Below are 15,621 nucleotides of genomic sequence, written 5' to 3'. Positions count from 1 at the left end.
AGCGGTCAGGAAGCCCGACGCCGAAACAGCGGCACATCCGTATCCGTAGCCGCCTGATACCCCAGACTGAAAAAGTTCAGAGACCGGGCAGCCTTGGAAGCATCCTTATCTTCCCGCAGGGCATAACTGTCAAACCCGCAGCGCTTCATAAACTGCAGCTGATCCAACAGAACATCCCCGATTGCCCGCAGCTCATTCTCATAGCCAAAACGCTCGCGCAACAGACGCGCAATGCTATAGCCCCGGCCATCACTGAACTTCGGGAAATTCACCGCAATCAGAGGCAGCTCATTAACCAGCCCCTCAAGCAGTTCCGGCTCATCGTGACTGTCGAACCAGACACCAATATCATCACGGCCCTCAAAATGCTCCTTGCCGGCCAGCCACAGATCCGCCGGAATCAGCGCCGGCTGGTCAGCAGGAACATCCAGGGAGTCGCCATCCGCAGGACGGGGAACAACCACCCAGGAGTCCTGCTTGATAGCCCCGTCTTTCGTAATAACTTCAGGCATAGACCCGCTCCTTGAATGGCTCAATTCCGATACGGCGATAGGTTTCCAGGAAGGGTTCTTCCTCCTTCCGGTTATCGACGTAAACATCAATAATCTTGGCGATCACTTCCGGCATGTCTTCCTGGGCGAATGACGGCCCGAGAATCTTGCCGATGGTGGCATCATGGTGAGAAGAACCACCAAGGCTTACCTGATAGAACTCCTCGCCTTTCTTGTCGACACCCAGAACACCAATATTGCCAACGTGGTGGTGACCACAGGCGTTCATGCACCCGGAGATGTTCAGGTCAATCTCTCCGAGGTCGTAAAGGAAATCCATGTCGTCAAAGCGACGCTGGATGGACTCGGCAACCGGAATCGACTTGGCGTTGGCCAGGGCGCAGTAATCGCCACCCGGGCAGCAAATGACGTCGGTCAGGGTGTTGAGGTTAGCTGTTGCGAAACCCATGGGCTCAATACGCTGCCAAAGCTCAAACAGCTGATCCTGACGAACGTCTGCCAGCACCACATTTTGCTGGTGAGTGACACGAACTTCACCAAAGCTGTATTGGTCGGCCAGCTCGGCAATCTGTTCCAGTTGCGTGTCAGACACATCACCGGGCGGTGTGCCGGTTTTCTTCATGGTCAGGGTGACAATGGCATAGCCCGGCTTCTTGTGGCTGTCGACATTGTGGCTGAGCCACTGGTCAAACTGACGGTTCTCGAAGCGCTGGGTCGCCAGCAACTCCGTCGCATTCTCCAGAGCGTCGTAGGCGGGCTCGGTGAAGTAGCCCTGAATGCGCTCAATGGCTTCGCGGGTCAGTCGGGTGGGGGAGTCCTTGATATGCGCCCACTCGGCTTCGACCTTCTCGGCAAAGCCTTCCGGTGTCAGCGCCTTGACGAGGATCTTGATCCGCGCCTTGAACTTGTTGTCCCGGCGCCCATAGCGGTTGTACACCCGCAGCACAGCCTCCAGATAGGTCAGCAGGTCCAGTTCCGGCAGGAATTCGCGAATCACCGGGCCCACCATCGGTGTGCGGCCAAGGCCACCACCGACATGGACGCGGAAACCAAGCTCGCCCTGATCGTTACGGACCATCTGCAGGCCGATGTCGTGAACCTGAATGGCCGCGCGGTCGGTCTTCTCGGACGCATTCACCGCCACCTTGAACTTACGGGGCAGGAACGCAAATTCCGGATGGAACGTGGACCACTGGCGGATAATCTCGCAATAAGGCCGGGGATCGACGATCTCATCGACCTGAACGCCGGAGAACTGATCCGTGGTGGTATTGCGAATGCAGTTACCACTGGTCTGGTTGGCGTGCATTTCCACTTCCGCCAGTTCCGCCAGAATGTCCGGGACGTCTTCCAGTGCCGGCCAGTTCAACTGAACATTCTGGCGGGTGGTGAAGTGGGCGTAACCCTTGTCGTAATCACGGGTAACCCGTGCCAGACGGCGCAGTTGCTCGGACCGAAGCATGCCATAAGGGACGGCGATCCGCAGCATGGGCGCAAGACGCTGAACGTAAAGACCATTCTGGAGGCGAAGGGGAAGGAACTCGTCTTCGCTCAGTTCGCCAGCGAGAGCGCGCTCGGTCTGGTCACGGAATTGTGCAACCCGTTCGGCTGCAATTTGCCGATCGTGTTCGTCGTATACGTACATAGTAAAAACGTCCTGCTAAAACGCGTGGTATAAGGCTTTATAGCCTTTTGAGGAGGGCAGAATATCACCGTGCATATATTCTTAAAATGATTATTTCCAAATATGTTTATCGATTTAGGTGATAATGAGTGGCCAAAAAGACTGGACGAATATCAATTCAGTGCCTAACTTATCTCTATAACAAAAACAGGTTTCAGGAGATTTCCGGAATGAAGAAAGGTACACACTCTGATAGCAGTGTTGATGCCGTGGCTGCGGTGTTACTGATTATGCTGGTAGTGGCATTTGCCGTGGTCTGGGTAAGCGGGCAGTAGACTACTGCCCGGACAGCACCAGTTTCACGACAATCACCAGGGTCACGACAAAGCCGACCGTGAACAGCAGGCCCGCAATAATATAGGGGAGCGGGCTGTGGCTGGAAAAGTCCTCCTGCCGGCGTTTGTCCGACTGGACACCGAAGGCGCCGGCGACGATGCTTTGCATGATTTTCAGCACCCCCGGACGCGCCGATGGAGGTTTCTCGTTCTTGTTGTCCTCGTTCCCCTCGTTAGCCATCTGAATCATCCCGTTACAGTGAATTATTCGGCCGGGTCGTAGGCCAGACTGGGCGCCAGCCAGCGCTCGGCTTCCGCCTTCGAGATACCCTTGCGCTCAGCATAGTCTTCAACCTGATCCACGCCAATCTTGCCGACCGCAAAGTATTTGGACTCGGGGTGGGCAAAGTACCAGCCTGATACCGCGGCCGTTGGATACATGGCAAAGTGCTCGGTCAACTCGATCCCGGTCTTATCGGTTGCTTCCAGCAGCTGGAACAGCGTGGCCTTCTCGGTGTGGTCGGGGCAGGCCGGATAGCCGGGAGCCGGTCGGATGCCACGATAGCGCTCGCGAATCAGGTCTTCGTTGGCCAGTTTTTCATCCGTGGCGTAGCCCCAGAACTCCTTCCGCACCCGCTCGTGCATCCGTTCGGCAAACGCTTCCGCCAGCCGGTCGGCCAGGGCTTTTACCATTATGGCGTTATAATCGTCGTTGCGGTCCTTGTATTCAACGGACAGTTCCTCGGCACCTACACCGGCAGTCACGGCAAAGCCGCCCACGTAATCGGCTATCCCCGATGCCTCCGGCGCAACGAAATCCGACAGTGTCATCATCGGCTTACCGGGTGCCTTGTCATCCTGCTGACGCAGGTGGTGCAGGATGGTCAGTTCCTCGGTCCGCGATTCGTCTTTATAGACGACAATATCGTCGCCCCGGCGTTGGGCTGGCCAGAACCCGATAACACCCGTTGCGGAGACCCGTTTCTCGTCAATCATCTGGCGCAGGATTTTCTGGGCATCGTCAAAGAGCGTACGGGCCGCTTCGCCCCGTTTGGGGTCATCGAATATGGCCGGATACTTGCCGGACATATCCCAGGAGATGAAAAACGGGGTCCAGTCAATGTAGTCCACCAGTTCGTTGAGGTCATAGTCCTCAAATACGCGAATGCCAGTAAAGCTTGGCTTTGGTGGCTGGTAATCGGAAAAATCGATCTCGGGGGCCCGATCCCGGGCCTCTTTGAGAGATACCAGTTTGGTGCGTTCCCCGCGATTCTTGCGCCGTTCGCGGATTTCATCGTATTCCGTACGGGCCGCTTCGACAAACGCGGGCTTGGCCGTGTCACTGAGCAATTGGGAGGCCACGTTCACACAACGGGATGCATCCGACACGTACAGGGCGATATCGTTCTTGTACTGCGGTTCGATCTTCACCGCTGTGTGGGCCTTGGAGGTGGTTGCGCCACCGATCATCAACGGAATATGGAAGTCCAGTCGCTGCATCTCCCGGGCGACATGGACCATCTCGTCCAGTGACGGCGTAATCAGGCCGCTGAGGCCGATAATGTCGACATTTTCCTTCTTGGCTGTTTCAAGGATCTTGTCGCAGGGCACCATCACGCCCATATCGATCACTTCGTAGTTGTTGCACTGCAGCACCACACCCACGATATTCTTGCCAATATCGTGAACGTCACCTTTTACTGTGGCCATCAGGATCTTGCCCTTGGCCTTCTGGTCTTCGGTCTTCTCCGCCTCAATAAACGGAATCAGGTGGGCAACGGCCTGTTTCATTACCCGGGCGCTTTTCACCACCTGGGGCAGGAACATCTTGCCGTCACCGAACAGGTCGCCGACCACGTTCATGCCATCCATCAGTGGACCTTCGATCACTTCGATCGGGTGATCGGCCTCAACGCGGCAGGCTTCGGTGTCCTCAATGATGTAGTTGGTAATGCCTTTGACCAGAGCATGCTCGAGGCGCTTCTGTACCGGCCATTCACGCCAAGCGAGATCTTCTTCCTGGGTTTTTCCGCCTTTGCCTTTGAAGCGCTCGGCGATTTCCAGAAGACGATCGGTACCGTCGTCCCGTCGGTTGAGTACGACGTCTTCCACCAACTCCTTGAGCTCAGGGTCGATCTCATCGTAGATGACCAACTGACCCGGGTTAACGATCCCCATGTTCATGCCGGCCTTGATGGCGTGGTACAGGAAGACCGAGTGGATCGCCTCACGCACCACATCGTTGCCGCGGAAGGAGAAGGAGACGTTGCTGACACCGCCGGAAATACTGGCGTGGGGCAGGTTTTTCCGGATCCAGCGGGTGGCGTTGATAAAGTCGACGGCGTAATTGTTGTGCTCTTCAATGCCGGTGGCAATGGCGAATATGTTGGGATCGAAAATGATATCCGCCGGATTGAATCCGATGCCGGTCAGCACATCGTAAGAGCGCTTACAGATTTCGGTCTTGCGCTCGTAGGTGTCCGCCTGCCCCTGCTCATCGAAGGCCATGACGACGACGGCGGCACCGTAACGCATGCAGTCACGGGCGCGCTTGATGAATTCCTCTTCGCCTTCCTTGAGGCTGATCGAGTTCACCACTGCCTTGCCCTGAATGCAGCGCAGGCCGGCTTCGATCACATCCCATTTGGATGAGTCGATCATAATGGGAACGCGGGAAATATCCGGCTCGGAGGCGACAAGATTGAGGAAGGTCACCATAACCTCCTTCGAATCCAGCATGCCCTCGTCCATGTTGATGTCGATGATCTGGGCGCCGTTTTCGACCTGATCACGGGCAACACTCAACGCTTCCTCGTACTGTTCTTCCTTGATCAGGCGCAGGAAGCGCTTGGAGCCGGTTACGTTGGTCCGTTCACCTACGTTGATGAACAGCGTGTTTTCGTCACCGGTAAATGGCTCCAGGCCGGACAGGCGCAACGCCTTGGGACGCTCGGGAATCTTGCGGGGCGGATACTTGGCCACCGCGCTGGCTATGGCCTCAATATGGTCCGGGCGGGAGCCGCAACACCCACCGATAATGTTGAGAAAGCCGTCCTTCGCGAAGCCTTCGATGATCTCGGCCATTTCTTCCGGCGTCTGGTCATACTCGCCGAACTCATTGGGCAGGCCCGCGTTCGGATGCGCGCTGACGTAGGTTTCCGCCTTGGCGGACAGCTCTTCCACATAGGGGCGCAGGGCGTCGGCGCCGAGAGCACAGTTCAGTCCCACGGAAATGGGCTTGGCATGAGCCACCGAGTTCCAGAAGGCTTCCGTGGTCTGTCCGGACAGGGTGCGGCCGGAGGCATCGGTGATGGTGCCGGAAATCATGATCGGCAGGGTGATGCCGCTGTCTTCAAAATATTGCTGTGTGGCGTAAATGGCCGCCTTGGCGTTCAGGGTATCGAAAATGGTTTCGATCAGGATCAGGTCGGAGCCACCCTCGACCAGGCCTTCCACCGCTTCGTAATAGTTGTCCACCAGGGTCTGGAAATCGACGTTGCGATAACCGGGGTTGTTGACGTCAGGTGAAATAGAAGCCGTGCGCGAGGTGGGGCCGACAGCGCCTGCGACAAACCGGGGCTTTGCCGGGTTCCTGGCCGTAAATTCGTCGGCGATCTCTCGCGCCAGCTTGGCGGCAGAAACGTTCAATTCCTTGGCGATGGATTCCAATCCGTAATCCGCCTGGGACAGCCGGGTCGAGTTGAACGTGTTGGTCTCGATGATGTCCGCACCGGCGTCCAGATAATCCGCGTGGATATTGCGGAGCAGGGCAGGCTGGGTCAGATTCAGCAGGTCGTTGTTGCCCTGGACCTCCCGGTCGTAATCTGCAAATCGTTCGCCACGAAACGCCTCCTCGTCCAGCTTCAGGTTCTGGATCATGGTACCCATGCCGCCATCAAGGACAACAATGCGTTCCTGCAGGGCCTTGTGGAGCTGTTCCAGGCGAGTGGTGCGATCGGTCATAGCGTACTTCCGGAAGTCGTGTTTAACGTCGTATTTAACTGAGCGGCGCGGGATCATAGCAAAATTGCAGGATTCCGTCCCGGTACTGATGACGATAGTCAATTATTCGCGTCAATAGGTGAAATTCATCATCGGCGTAATGCCCGACTATTTTACTTGGTCTTTCATGTTCAGGCGAACTCCCTTAAAATGGACTCAAACTTTCAAATGGGTTGAAAACATGGCATTGGTTACTGTGACTGATCCCGCACGGGATTATCTGGCACAACTTATTGAAAAGCAGGACGTCGAAGGCATGGGCGTACGAATCTTCGTGACCCAGCCCGGCACCAAGAACGCCGAGACCTGTCTGGCCTATTGCCCGCCCAACGAGGTTGTTCCAACCGACGAACAACTGGATCTGGGTAAATTTACCCTGTTCCTGGACCATAACTCGGTACCCTTCCTCGAGGAAGCGTATGTGGATTACTCCAAGGATCAGATGGGCGGTCAGCTCACCATTAAAGCGCCCAACGCCAAAGTGCCGAAGATTGATGATGACGCGCCTTTGCCGGACCGCGTGAATTACATCCTGGCTTCCGAGATTAACCCGAATCTCGCTGCTCACGGTGGGGACGTCTCACTGGTGGAAATCGTCGACGAGTCCGTCGCCGTGCTGCGCTTCGGTGGTGGTTGCCAGGGTTGCAGTGCTGTCAGCCTGACGCTCAAGCAGGGCGTTGAGAGCACCCTCAAAGAGCGCATCCCCGAGATTACGGCTGTCCGGGATGTGACGGACCACACCTATACCGAGAACGCCTACTACCAGTAAGTTCCCCGTCCATCGTTTGTTAGCCGGTTTCCGATGCATGTTTTCGGGAGCCGGCCAACAGCAACCACTGCTGCCGCATTACCCTCGCTTTATTGGCTATACGGCCAATGCTCTTGTATTTCAATTACTTCATGATCTGTCACACAATCAAGAACTAAGGACGGGTACCATGCCTGTCTGACCAATAAGGCGCACTCGCGGGGTACGCATACCTGCGACATTTACATTACCGGGGTTAGATTTGTTCGACGTTGCACTTCTCACTGTGCCACTGATGGCGGCGATCGTCGGCTGGTTTACCAACTGGCTCGCCATTCAGATGTCCTTTTATCCGGTCCGGTTTATTGGAATCGGCGCCATCGGCTGGCAGGGTGTTATTCCCCGCAAGTCGGAGAAAATGGCGCACATCTGTATTGATCGTACGCTTCAGCAGTTCGGGGATCTCAACGCTGTCTACCAGAAGCTGGAGCCCCACCGCATCGTCGAGCAGGTTGTTGCCCAGGTGAATCCGCGGCTGGATGAGTACATCGACGAAGTCATGTATGAAATTCAGCCTGTACTCTGGGATAACCTGCCCCTGTTCCTGAGAAACCGTATCTACGAGTGGGCGAGAGAGCAGCTGCCTTCGCGTATTGAGTCGCTGGTGGAGGATTTCGGGGACGACCTTAACGACCTGGTCGATCTCAAGGCCCTGCTGAGTCGCGAACTCGAGCATCATCCTGATCTGATGAACCGGATTTTCCAACAGGCCGGTTCGGTTGAATTGCGCTCTGTGATCAATCGTGGCGCCATCATCGGTGGCCTGCTGGGCGCGATCCTGGCCCCGCTTTGGGCAAAATATCCGGAACCCTGGCTTTTGCCGCTAGGCGGCTTTGCTGTTGGATTTCTGACAAACTGGCTGGCGATTAATCTCATTTTCAGTCCGCTGAAGCCCAGGCGCTTCCTGTTCTGGAAGGTGCAGGGCCTGTTTTTGCGCCGGCAGCCGGAGATCAGTGATGTATGGGCCCGCCTGGTTGCGGAAGAGCTGATCACCGTTGAAAAGGTCGCTGATGCGATGATTAACGGTAGCCACGGTGATCGCACCCGGGCCATTATCCAGAAGCACCTGCGGCCGTTACTGGACAATTCGGTGGCGATGAAGGTAACCGCCCAGGTGGCGGTTGGAATGACGGGCTACACGGAACTGAAAAAAGCGATGAACCAAAAGGCTGTCCTGGCTACCCGGGATGTGTTCGGCGACCCGGCTTTCAACCGGGAGCGGGCCCCTGTAGTGGCAGACGTACTGGCCGGGCAGATGAAATCCCTGAAGCCATCGGAATTCCAGGATATCCTTCGGCCGGCCTTCCGTGAGGAAGAAGTCCAGTTAATGGTTGTTGGCGGGCTGTTTGGTGCCCTGGCGGGCCTCCTGCAGTATATTGCCCTCAACAACCTGCTCGCGTAATTAGCCATAAACTACCCCTAGGAGCCACACATGGAATTCGGACTAACGTTACTGGCCCAGGCAGGCATCACCGCCCTGATTGTACTGGGTGTGCTGGCTGTCTTCTGGTTCAGGGTTGTGCGTCCCTACCTGGATCGTAAGGTTGAGGAGCTGATTGAAGCCTCACGGGACATCGAACCGCGGGTCACGCGTGGGGTGAAGGCCGGCGTGGCAGAGAGTCTCAGGGAGCTCCCCGAGAGTACGGTCAAGGAATCCACTCGTCAGTTCCTGAAGTTTGGCTCAGGGTTGTTTGAAAACGGGTTGAGCAGTTTCCTGGGCAGCGCCGCAGACCTGGAGCGACATTCCCGGGGGAATGGCTTCGACCAGCGGGCTGATTAAAGGCAATTCGTCGGTCGGGGCAGTCCTGCGATACGGCAGGCGGTTTTCGCCGGCGTTCCGGGAAACAGCTGCATCAGATAAATGCTGTTTCCTTTCTCCTCACCAAAAGCTTCCTTTACCGCTTTGACAAACAGTCGGTTGGAAGGGGGTGATATCTCATGTTCTTTGTAAAAGTCCCTCAGGAACATGATGATTTCCCAATGATTTTCTGAAAGTTCTATCGCATCCTCTGACGCAATTTTCCGGGCAACGTCCGCTGTCCATGCGGAGGCATCTTCCAGAAACCCCTCACTGTTACGAATGACCGTTGTCATGATTTACCAGCTGATAACCCGTTGTGCCTGAATGGTGAGAGAAACCATATCATCGAAGGTGATCTGGCCGGAACTATCCTGTCGGACTTCAATCGCCCTGGCACGAAGATCCTCCCGCAAAGCATAAACCGTGTCCGGCAATGTGACGGTTGAATCCGCCAGGGCGGTGACGGCGTTTCCGGTCAGCAGGATCGCGTCCTGTTCGCCCATCATGCCCAGGCATTCACGGAACCGTGTGTGGCCCGGAGGCTTGCTGACGATATGGAGTGTGTGCATAGCAGTGATATCCTGTGAAGCGCGGCTGACGCGTTAACCTGAAAACACAACGTGTTGGTACTGTTCCATCGTCGTGCCTGTCTGTTCAATCCGGGTAACCCCATTGATGAGGTTGCCCTCGCCAAGACCAAATCGTTCGCAGGCTGCGGCATCCGCCAGCAGTGACTCGACCCCGAAAATGCTGGCTGCCGCCAGGTTCCGCTCTACCGATTTCTGGCTAATGCCGGCTGGCTCCTGTCCCTGTTTGAGCCAGAGCACGCCGGCGCCAATAAACAACAGCGAGACCGGCTGATCGAAGGCGGCCAGTGAGAAGGCCATGTCCAGGCTCTCTCGTCCTCCCCAGCTGCCGTAAGGGGGCTGGTCAATGACAATCAGCGTGTGCATGGGTCAGACTCCACCGTGGAAATAGATAACGCGGGAGGAGTGCAGGGTGCTTTCCACCCACTCGCCGAGGCCGGCGATTTCAAACGGTGCCGCGAGGTTGCTGGCTGGCAGTTGGTAGCGTTGCTTCTCGGACTCGTTAACCAGTCCCCGCCTGAGCGCCGAAGCGATACAGGCAACGGCGGGTACCGAATGTTCCTGCAGGAAGTCGCTCCAGGCCCGTGTCCAGTTGGTTTCGTCCGAGGGCGGTGAGGCCAGTGACGAGGCCAAGTGAACGCCTTCCCCGTAGAGGAACACCCGATCAATAGTGTGTCCCGCCCGAATGACGGAGTGGGCAAATCCAAGTGCGGTTTCTGGCGCCTGGGAGCTGTAGGGGGCGCCGGTTATGACCAGCGTAAACGTATGTTTGTCAGCAGCCATCTGTAACGGTTTATTCCGATGAGGTCAGAAGGTAAGTGTACCGAAAGCAAAAGCCCCGGCAAATGCCGGGGCTTTTAGAGCAAATCAATCTGTGATTATTGATCAGTCTTCGCCGCTGAACGCCATCAGCAGGTGCAGCAGGCTGACGAACAGGTTGTAGATGGCAACATACAGACCGACAGTCGCGATGATGTAGTTTCGCTCACCACCGTTGATGATCCGGCTTGTCTCGAACAGGATCATGATGGAGGCGAAGATAGTGAAGCCAGCAGAGACTGCGAGGTGCAGCACTGAGCTTTCCATGATGAAGGCCAGAACCATGGCACCGATCAGCACGAACGCACCGGCGGTCAGGAAGCTGGACATGAAGCTGAAGTCCTTCTTCGTGATGAGTGCGGTGGCTGACAGACCAACAAAGGCGACTGCCGTCAGTGTGAGCGCCTGGGCGACGATCTGTGAGGCGCCGGCAGCCACGATAGAGCCGATGATCGGGCCCAGGGTGTAACCCATGAAGCCGGTCAGGGCGAACGTGGTCAGAATGCCCCAGGGGCTGTTCTTCAGCTTATAAGTTGCGAACAGCAGGCCAATGTAGCCAACAATGGTGATCAGGAATCCCGGGTGAGTGCCGTTCATGTTCAGGAAGGCAGTCAGTGCCGAGAAGGCCAGGGTCATGCCCAGCAACATGTAGGTATTGCGCAACACGTTCATGGCATCTGCGCTGATGCCTGTGGTCGCGCGCTCAGTCTGGGGTGCGGAATAGGCCCCCTGATTATTGCGAACGCCGAATCGTCTGTCTTCCATTGTCATCTCCGTTGGTAAAACGTCTGGTCACTGACACCACTATAATGTCACTACCGCAACTTTCAATCATTTACGACAGAAAAGCACGCAACAGATTTCATTAAATGCTGTTAATGTTCAAAATCCCGGTCGACTTTATGCAGGGCGTTGACAGGGCAGGCAATTCCGGTATCATGCTCACCGCTGTCGCAATGACGGCGATGGAAAAACGGTGGGCTGGCAGAGTGGCTGAATGCAGCGGTCTTGAAAACCGCCGACGGTTAGTAGCCGTCCCGGGGTTCGAATCCCTGGCCCACCGCCATTTTTCCTCTTCTTTGCAGTACTTTCCTTAGTCAGCAATTCAGTTTCCCCGTTCATACACCTTCAGAGCGTTCTGTCCGGGTACATGGCGTCCTTCTGTTGTTGCGCCAGGATATCCCGGTGTTGCAGTGTTGCCGGGCTGTTGTCCGGAAGAGACCAGCCCTGAAGGTTATCTTCAATCAGCCTGACCAGAGCATCAACATGGCCGGGCGTCGCGTTCAGGGCCGGAATGTAGCTGAAGCCCTTGCCGCCGGATTCCAGGAAGTACTCGCGGTTTTCCTCGTTGATCTCCTCGATGGTTTCCAGGCAATCCGAGGAGAAGCCGGGGCAGAATACGTCAATTGAGCTGACGCCTTGGGCAGGCAGCGATTTCAGGGTTTCGTCGGTGTAAGGCTTCAACCACTCTTCCTTGCCGAAACGGGACTGGAAGGTGGTCAGATACTCATCCGGCCCGATGTCGAGGCATTCGGCAAGCAATCTGGATGTCTTATGGCATTCGCAATGGTACGGGTCACCTTTTTTAAGGTATTTCAATGGAATGCCATGGTAGGACAGGATCAGCTTTTCGTTTCGCCCGTGCTGCTCCCAATGGGCCCGGATATGGGCAGCCATTGCCTCAATGTAGGGAGGGTAATCCGGATAGTGGGAGATAAAGCGCAGATCCGGCAACCAGCGCCGACGGGTGAAATCCTTTGCGATGGCGTCGAAGGTTGATGCCGAAGTTGACGCCGAGTACTGGGGGTAGAGCGGCAGTACAATCAGCTTGCGGACACCCTGGTCCTGCATCTCATCCAGCACATTGGCAATGGAGGGGTTGCCATAACGCATGGCAAAACCGACGACAACCTGGTTGCCATACTTCCTGGCCAAAGCCTTCCGAATACCTTCAGCCTGATTGGCGGTATGCGTCAGCAGAGGCGAACCCTCTGGCTGCCACACACTGGCGTAGGCTTTGGCCGACTTGCGGGGCCGTATTCTGAGGATGATGCCATGCAGTATCAGCCACCAGAGGGGGCGAGGCAGTTCCACCACCCGTGGGTCAGACAGGAATTCAGCGAGATAACGTCGAAGCGCGGAGGGTGTTGGGGCGTCTGGCGTACCGAGATTGGTCACCAGAACGCCAAGCTTTTCCGGCTGTCTGTGATTGAAGTTCTCTATGCCTTTGTACTGCATTTGTTGATTCCTGGCTGGCGATTGGTGGCTTCAGGGCAGTGTCCGGTTCGCGTTACCCCTGCCTGTTCGCCTGCTGTGCAAGCCTGGGAGCCAGGCCGCTGATATCATAGCCGGCATTCCGTGCCTTGGTGAATATGACCTCGACGGGGGTGTTGCGGGCTGCGCTCAGGGCCCACAGAACCGTGCAACGGGTCCCTGAACGACAGAAGGCCAATACGGGAGCTTCGGCCTGCTGGATCATGGGGGCAAACCGTTCCACATCCTGGTCGGTGATATTGCCGGATTCCACGGGCAGATACACCCACTCCAGTCCATGTTCCCGGGCGGCGGCCTCGATTTCGGCCATAGGCGGCTGCCCCGGTTCCTCGTGATCCGGTCGGTTGGCAACCAGGGTCCTGAATCCCAGTCTGGCAATCTCCGCTACGTCGTCAACGGTGATCTGGGGAGCCACGGTTATCTGATCGTCGATCTTTCTCAGGTCCATAATGCAAACAGGCCTTTGGATGTGGATGGAAAAGTGTGCCGCAATGATGACATAGCAGAACGGATCTTTCAGAGCGGCTGGGCATTATTTTACCGGAAATTGCCTACCGGGTGCTGCGGCGCGGATTCTCTCAATGATTTCAAAGATCACCATACCTGCAATCATCGATGCGACAAACACCGCAGCCTTGATTTCGCCCGCTCCCAGTGCGACCAGTCCGGGGCCGGGGCAAAAACCGGCAATGCCCCAGCCAGCACCGAACATCAGACTGCCAACGACAAGGCGAGGATCAATCCGGTTGCTGTCCGGTAATTTCATGTTGAACCCAAGAAAACTGAGTGTTCTTCTGCGAGCCATGGCAAATGCGAAAAGTCCGACGAAGATTGCGCCCGCCATGACAAAGGCAAGGGAAGGATCCCAAAGACCTGCGATATCGAGGAAACCAAGGACCTTTTCGGGGTTTGCCATTCCTGAAACCAGAAGGCCCAGCCCGAAAACCAGTCCGGCACCAAATGCTGAGAGTGAATACTTCATTTTGTTAACCTCCGAAAACGTGTCGAAGCAGGTAGACGGTCACGAAACCGGTTGCCATAAAACACAGGGTGGCCGTCAGGGATCGGGGTGATAGCCGGGATAGTCCACATACGCCGTGACCGCTGGTGCAGCCAGAACCGTATCGAGTGCCAATTCCAACCAGCAGACCGGCGGCGATGATGGCAGGGTAGTCGGCCTCAATCCTTATGGCCGGCAACTCAGCCGCCATGAGCCAGGCGGCAGGTGCGCCAACCAATCCGAGGATAAAGGCAATCCGCCATCCAATATCGCCAGAACGAGGCGAAAGTAGCCCGCCAAGGACGCCGCTGATACCGGCAATGCGACCGTTAAGCAGAATAAAGCTGGCGGCTGCCAGTCCGATCAAAAGGCCACCGACAAGGGCGGACCAGGGAGTGAAACTGTTCCACGCGATGTCAATCATTGAGCGCTCCTTCAGGTGTGGGGACAGCCTGGAATTATAAATGGAATAAGCATAGATGTAATAGATATATGTGCCGATTGAGCAAAAAAAGCCCGGCACTGGTGGCCGGGCAGAGGCGTGCGAGTAGTATCCATGAAAGACTTCCAGACAAACCGGCATCAGCAGGGACACCGGTATAGGGAAGTATTGACTATAATTTGTACACTTCAAGCCAGAGTCGTTTTACTTTGAAAACATTTTTTCATATTGATTGAGTGCTTATACTGCCGCCTGTTGTTGTGCGGGTTACAGGCAGGCACTATCCACTGAAATTCACCATTGCCTGTAATACAATGGTGCGACTATGCAGTTTTGAGCCCCGAGGTTGTTACATGTCTGATGATGAAAACGAAAACAAGTCCCAGAATGATCCGCAGCTGGCGGGCAAGATAAAGGATTCCGCGCGCCAGATCTGGCTGGCGGGCCTGGGGGCTTACACCAAGGCGGAAGAAGACGCCGGCCGGTTCTTTGAGCGGCTGGTCCAGGAGGGGGAGCAGTTGGAGAACAAAACCCGCGGCGTGGTTGAGAAACAGATCAAGACCGTCGAAGACCGTGTGGGCGATGTTCGAGAGCGCGCCACAGGCACCTGGGACAGGCTCGAACACATGTTCGATCAGCGCGTGTCCGGAGCGTTGCGTCGATTGGGAATCCACCGCCGCGAGGAAATTGACGCTCTGGAGCGTCGTATCGAGGCGCTGGAGTCCGAGTTGCGCCGTTTGCGGGGCGATATCGAGGATGATTCCGAAGAGTAAGGTGAGGGGGCGTTACAAATAGTCCTGACTCATCAGGCAGACCTGTTCCTTCTCCTCGGGGCCGAGGTAGGGCAGCAATAATTGCATCATCTGGTAGACACCCCGGCCGGGGTCGACAGCATCCCGGTCATCCAGATGGGATAAGCTGTCATAACTGCTCCAATAACAAGCGGTTAGCGTTAACTGTTCACAAAGTGATGAAAGTTGGCTGTCGCTGATTTCCATCATACCCTGCTGCTGCAGGCTACTGCATATAGTGGCAAACGCTGCTGTTTTCTTTTTCAGTACCCGCTTGAACCTGTTCTGCAACTGATCGTACCTGGACAGGACATTGACCAGATCCTGGTAGAGAAAGCGATAGCGCGCGACCGTTTCGAACAACAGATGAAGAAAAAAGCTCTGTTGGTCGAGGCTGATTTCCACGTCCTCCGGCACCGCAAGCAGGTCATTCATCTCCTCTTCATAACGGTCAAACAGCTCTCCGACGATGTCGCCCTTGCTTTTGAAGTGGTAATACAGGTTGCCGGGACTGATCTCCAGTTCATCGGAGATCAGCAGGGTCGTCACGTTGGGTTCACCAACGCCATTGAACAGCATCAGGCTGGTATCGAGTATACGGTCGCGGGTTTTGATTTTTTTCATAT

At 55.9% G+C, this 15,621-nt stretch carries 18 protein-coding genes and 1 tRNA gene; 5 read left to right on the top strand and 14 right to left on the bottom strand.

All coding sequences use genetic code 11. From position 1 onward, the window contains the following. Positions 1–5: 5 nt before the first annotated feature. The 4 genes from EHN06_RS10930 to metH form a co-directional block, all read right to left on the bottom strand. Positions 6–512 (bottom strand): DUF934 domain-containing protein, encoded by a 507-nt coding sequence (locus tag EHN06_RS10930; protein WP_127332608.1) that lies wholly within the window; start codon positions 510–512, stop codon positions 6–8. Next, on the bottom strand, positions 505–2,157 hold the full coding sequence (locus EHN06_RS10925; protein ID WP_127332607.1) for a nitrite/sulfite reductase: 1,653 nt from the start codon (positions 2,155–2,157) through the stop codon (positions 505–507). Before EHN06_RS10925 ends, EHN06_RS10930 begins: the two co-directional genes overlap by 8 nt. Before the next feature lie 315 nt (positions 2,158–2,472). After that, entirely contained in the window at positions 2,473–2,712 is a 240-nt protein-coding gene (locus tag EHN06_RS10920) for a DUF2970 domain-containing protein (protein ID WP_127332606.1), read from the bottom strand. Between the two features lie 23 nt (positions 2,713–2,735). Continuing rightward, the gene (gene metH, locus EHN06_RS10915) at positions 2,736–6,434 is read right to left on the bottom strand and encodes a methionine synthase (RefSeq protein ID WP_127332605.1); all 3,699 of its coding nucleotides are present in this window, start codon (positions 6,432–6,434) and stop codon (positions 2,736–2,738) included. Positions 6,435–6,654: 220 nt separating this feature from the next. Between metH and nfuA the strand changes: the two genes are divergently transcribed. From nfuA to EHN06_RS10900, 3 genes are all read left to right on the top strand, one after another. Next, positions 6,655–7,242: a Fe-S biogenesis protein NfuA gene (gene nfuA, locus EHN06_RS10910; RefSeq protein ID WP_127332604.1), complete on the top strand. Its 588-nt coding sequence runs from the start codon at positions 6,655–6,657 to the stop codon at positions 7,240–7,242. 241 nt (positions 7,243–7,483) lie between these two features. Continuing rightward, entirely contained in the window at positions 7,484–8,683 is a 1,200-nt protein-coding gene (locus EHN06_RS10905; protein ID WP_206075654.1) for a DUF445 domain-containing protein, read from the top strand. A gap of 30 nt (positions 8,684–8,713) precedes the next feature. After that, positions 8,714–9,061, top strand: a complete 348-nt coding sequence (locus EHN06_RS10900) for a hypothetical protein (RefSeq protein WP_127332603.1) — start codon at positions 8,714–8,716, stop codon at positions 9,059–9,061. Here EHN06_RS10900 and EHN06_RS10895 read toward each other — a convergent pair. The 5 genes from EHN06_RS10895 to EHN06_RS10875 all read right to left on the bottom strand — a co-directional run bounded on the left by EHN06_RS10895 (position 9,058) and on the right by EHN06_RS10875 (position 11,253). Then, positions 9,058–9,375 carry a TusE/DsrC/DsvC family sulfur relay protein gene (locus tag EHN06_RS10895; protein ID WP_206075653.1) on the bottom strand — a complete coding sequence of 106 codons (318 nt, stop codon included), beginning with the start codon at positions 9,373–9,375 and terminating at the stop codon, positions 9,058–9,060. The two genes, EHN06_RS10900 and EHN06_RS10895, sit on opposite strands and share 4 nt — an antisense overlap. A gap of 3 nt (positions 9,376–9,378) precedes the next feature. After that, the gene (tusB, locus tag EHN06_RS10890; RefSeq protein WP_228257276.1) at positions 9,379–9,651 is read right to left on the bottom strand and encodes a sulfurtransferase complex subunit TusB; all 273 of its coding nucleotides are present in this window, start codon (positions 9,649–9,651) and stop codon (positions 9,379–9,381) included. 33 nt (positions 9,652–9,684) lie between these two features. Further along, positions 9,685–10,035, bottom strand: a complete 351-nt coding sequence (locus tag EHN06_RS10885) for a DsrE family protein (protein WP_127332600.1) — start codon at positions 10,033–10,035, stop codon at positions 9,685–9,687. Between the two features lie 3 nt (positions 10,036–10,038). Continuing rightward, positions 10,039–10,452, bottom strand: a complete 414-nt coding sequence (gene tusD, locus EHN06_RS10880; protein WP_127332599.1) for a sulfurtransferase complex subunit TusD — start codon at positions 10,450–10,452, stop codon at positions 10,039–10,041. Between the two features lie 102 nt (positions 10,453–10,554). Continuing rightward, positions 10,555–11,253, bottom strand: coding sequence for a Bax inhibitor-1/YccA family protein (locus EHN06_RS10875; protein WP_127332598.1), 699 nt, complete (start codon positions 11,251–11,253; stop codon positions 10,555–10,557). A 210-nt stretch (positions 11,254–11,463) separates the two neighbouring features. Between EHN06_RS10875 and EHN06_RS10870 the strand changes: the two genes are divergently transcribed. Continuing rightward, positions 11,464–11,554 (top strand) — tRNA-Ser (locus tag EHN06_RS10870). Between the two features lie 62 nt (positions 11,555–11,616). On the opposite strand, the gene hemH is transcribed toward EHN06_RS10870, so the two are convergent. The 4 genes from hemH to EHN06_RS10850 all read right to left on the bottom strand — a co-directional run bounded on the left by hemH (position 11,617) and on the right by EHN06_RS10850 (position 14,186). Then, entirely contained in the window at positions 11,617–12,726 is a 1,110-nt protein-coding gene (gene hemH / locus EHN06_RS10865) for a ferrochelatase (protein ID WP_127332597.1), read from the bottom strand. 52 nt (positions 12,727–12,778) lie between these two features. Beyond that, positions 12,779–13,210 (bottom strand): TIGR01244 family sulfur transferase, encoded by a 432-nt coding sequence (locus EHN06_RS10860; protein WP_127332596.1) that lies wholly within the window; start codon positions 13,208–13,210, stop codon positions 12,779–12,781. Between the two features lie 84 nt (positions 13,211–13,294). Next, a complete protein-coding gene (locus EHN06_RS10855; protein ID WP_127332595.1) occupies positions 13,295–13,744 on the bottom strand; it encodes a DUF6691 family protein in 450 nt (149 codons plus the stop codon). A 4-nt stretch (positions 13,745–13,748) separates the two neighbouring features. Further along, on the bottom strand, positions 13,749–14,186 hold the full coding sequence (locus tag EHN06_RS10850) for a YeeE/YedE family protein (protein WP_265936892.1): 438 nt from the start codon (positions 14,184–14,186) through the stop codon (positions 13,749–13,751). 371 nt (positions 14,187–14,557) lie between these two features. On the opposite strand from EHN06_RS10850, the gene EHN06_RS10845 reads away from it, so the two are divergent. After that, positions 14,558–14,977, top strand: coding sequence for a phasin family protein (locus tag EHN06_RS10845; RefSeq protein ID WP_127332593.1), 420 nt, complete (start codon positions 14,558–14,560; stop codon positions 14,975–14,977). 12 nt (positions 14,978–14,989) lie between these two features. Here the strand turns inward: EHN06_RS10845 and EHN06_RS10840 are convergent, their stop codons facing one another. Beyond that, positions 14,990–15,619 (bottom strand): TetR/AcrR family transcriptional regulator, encoded by a 630-nt coding sequence (locus EHN06_RS10840; RefSeq protein WP_127332592.1) that lies wholly within the window; start codon positions 15,617–15,619, stop codon positions 14,990–14,992. Between the last annotated feature and the right edge of the window lie 2 nt (positions 15,620–15,621).

The sequence above is a fragment of the Marinobacter sp. NP-4(2019) genome (genome assembly GCF_003994855.1).
Taxonomy (GTDB): domain Bacteria; phylum Pseudomonadota; class Gammaproteobacteria; order Pseudomonadales; family Oleiphilaceae; genus Marinobacter.
This window is presented reverse-complemented; position numbering and strand designations above follow the sequence as displayed.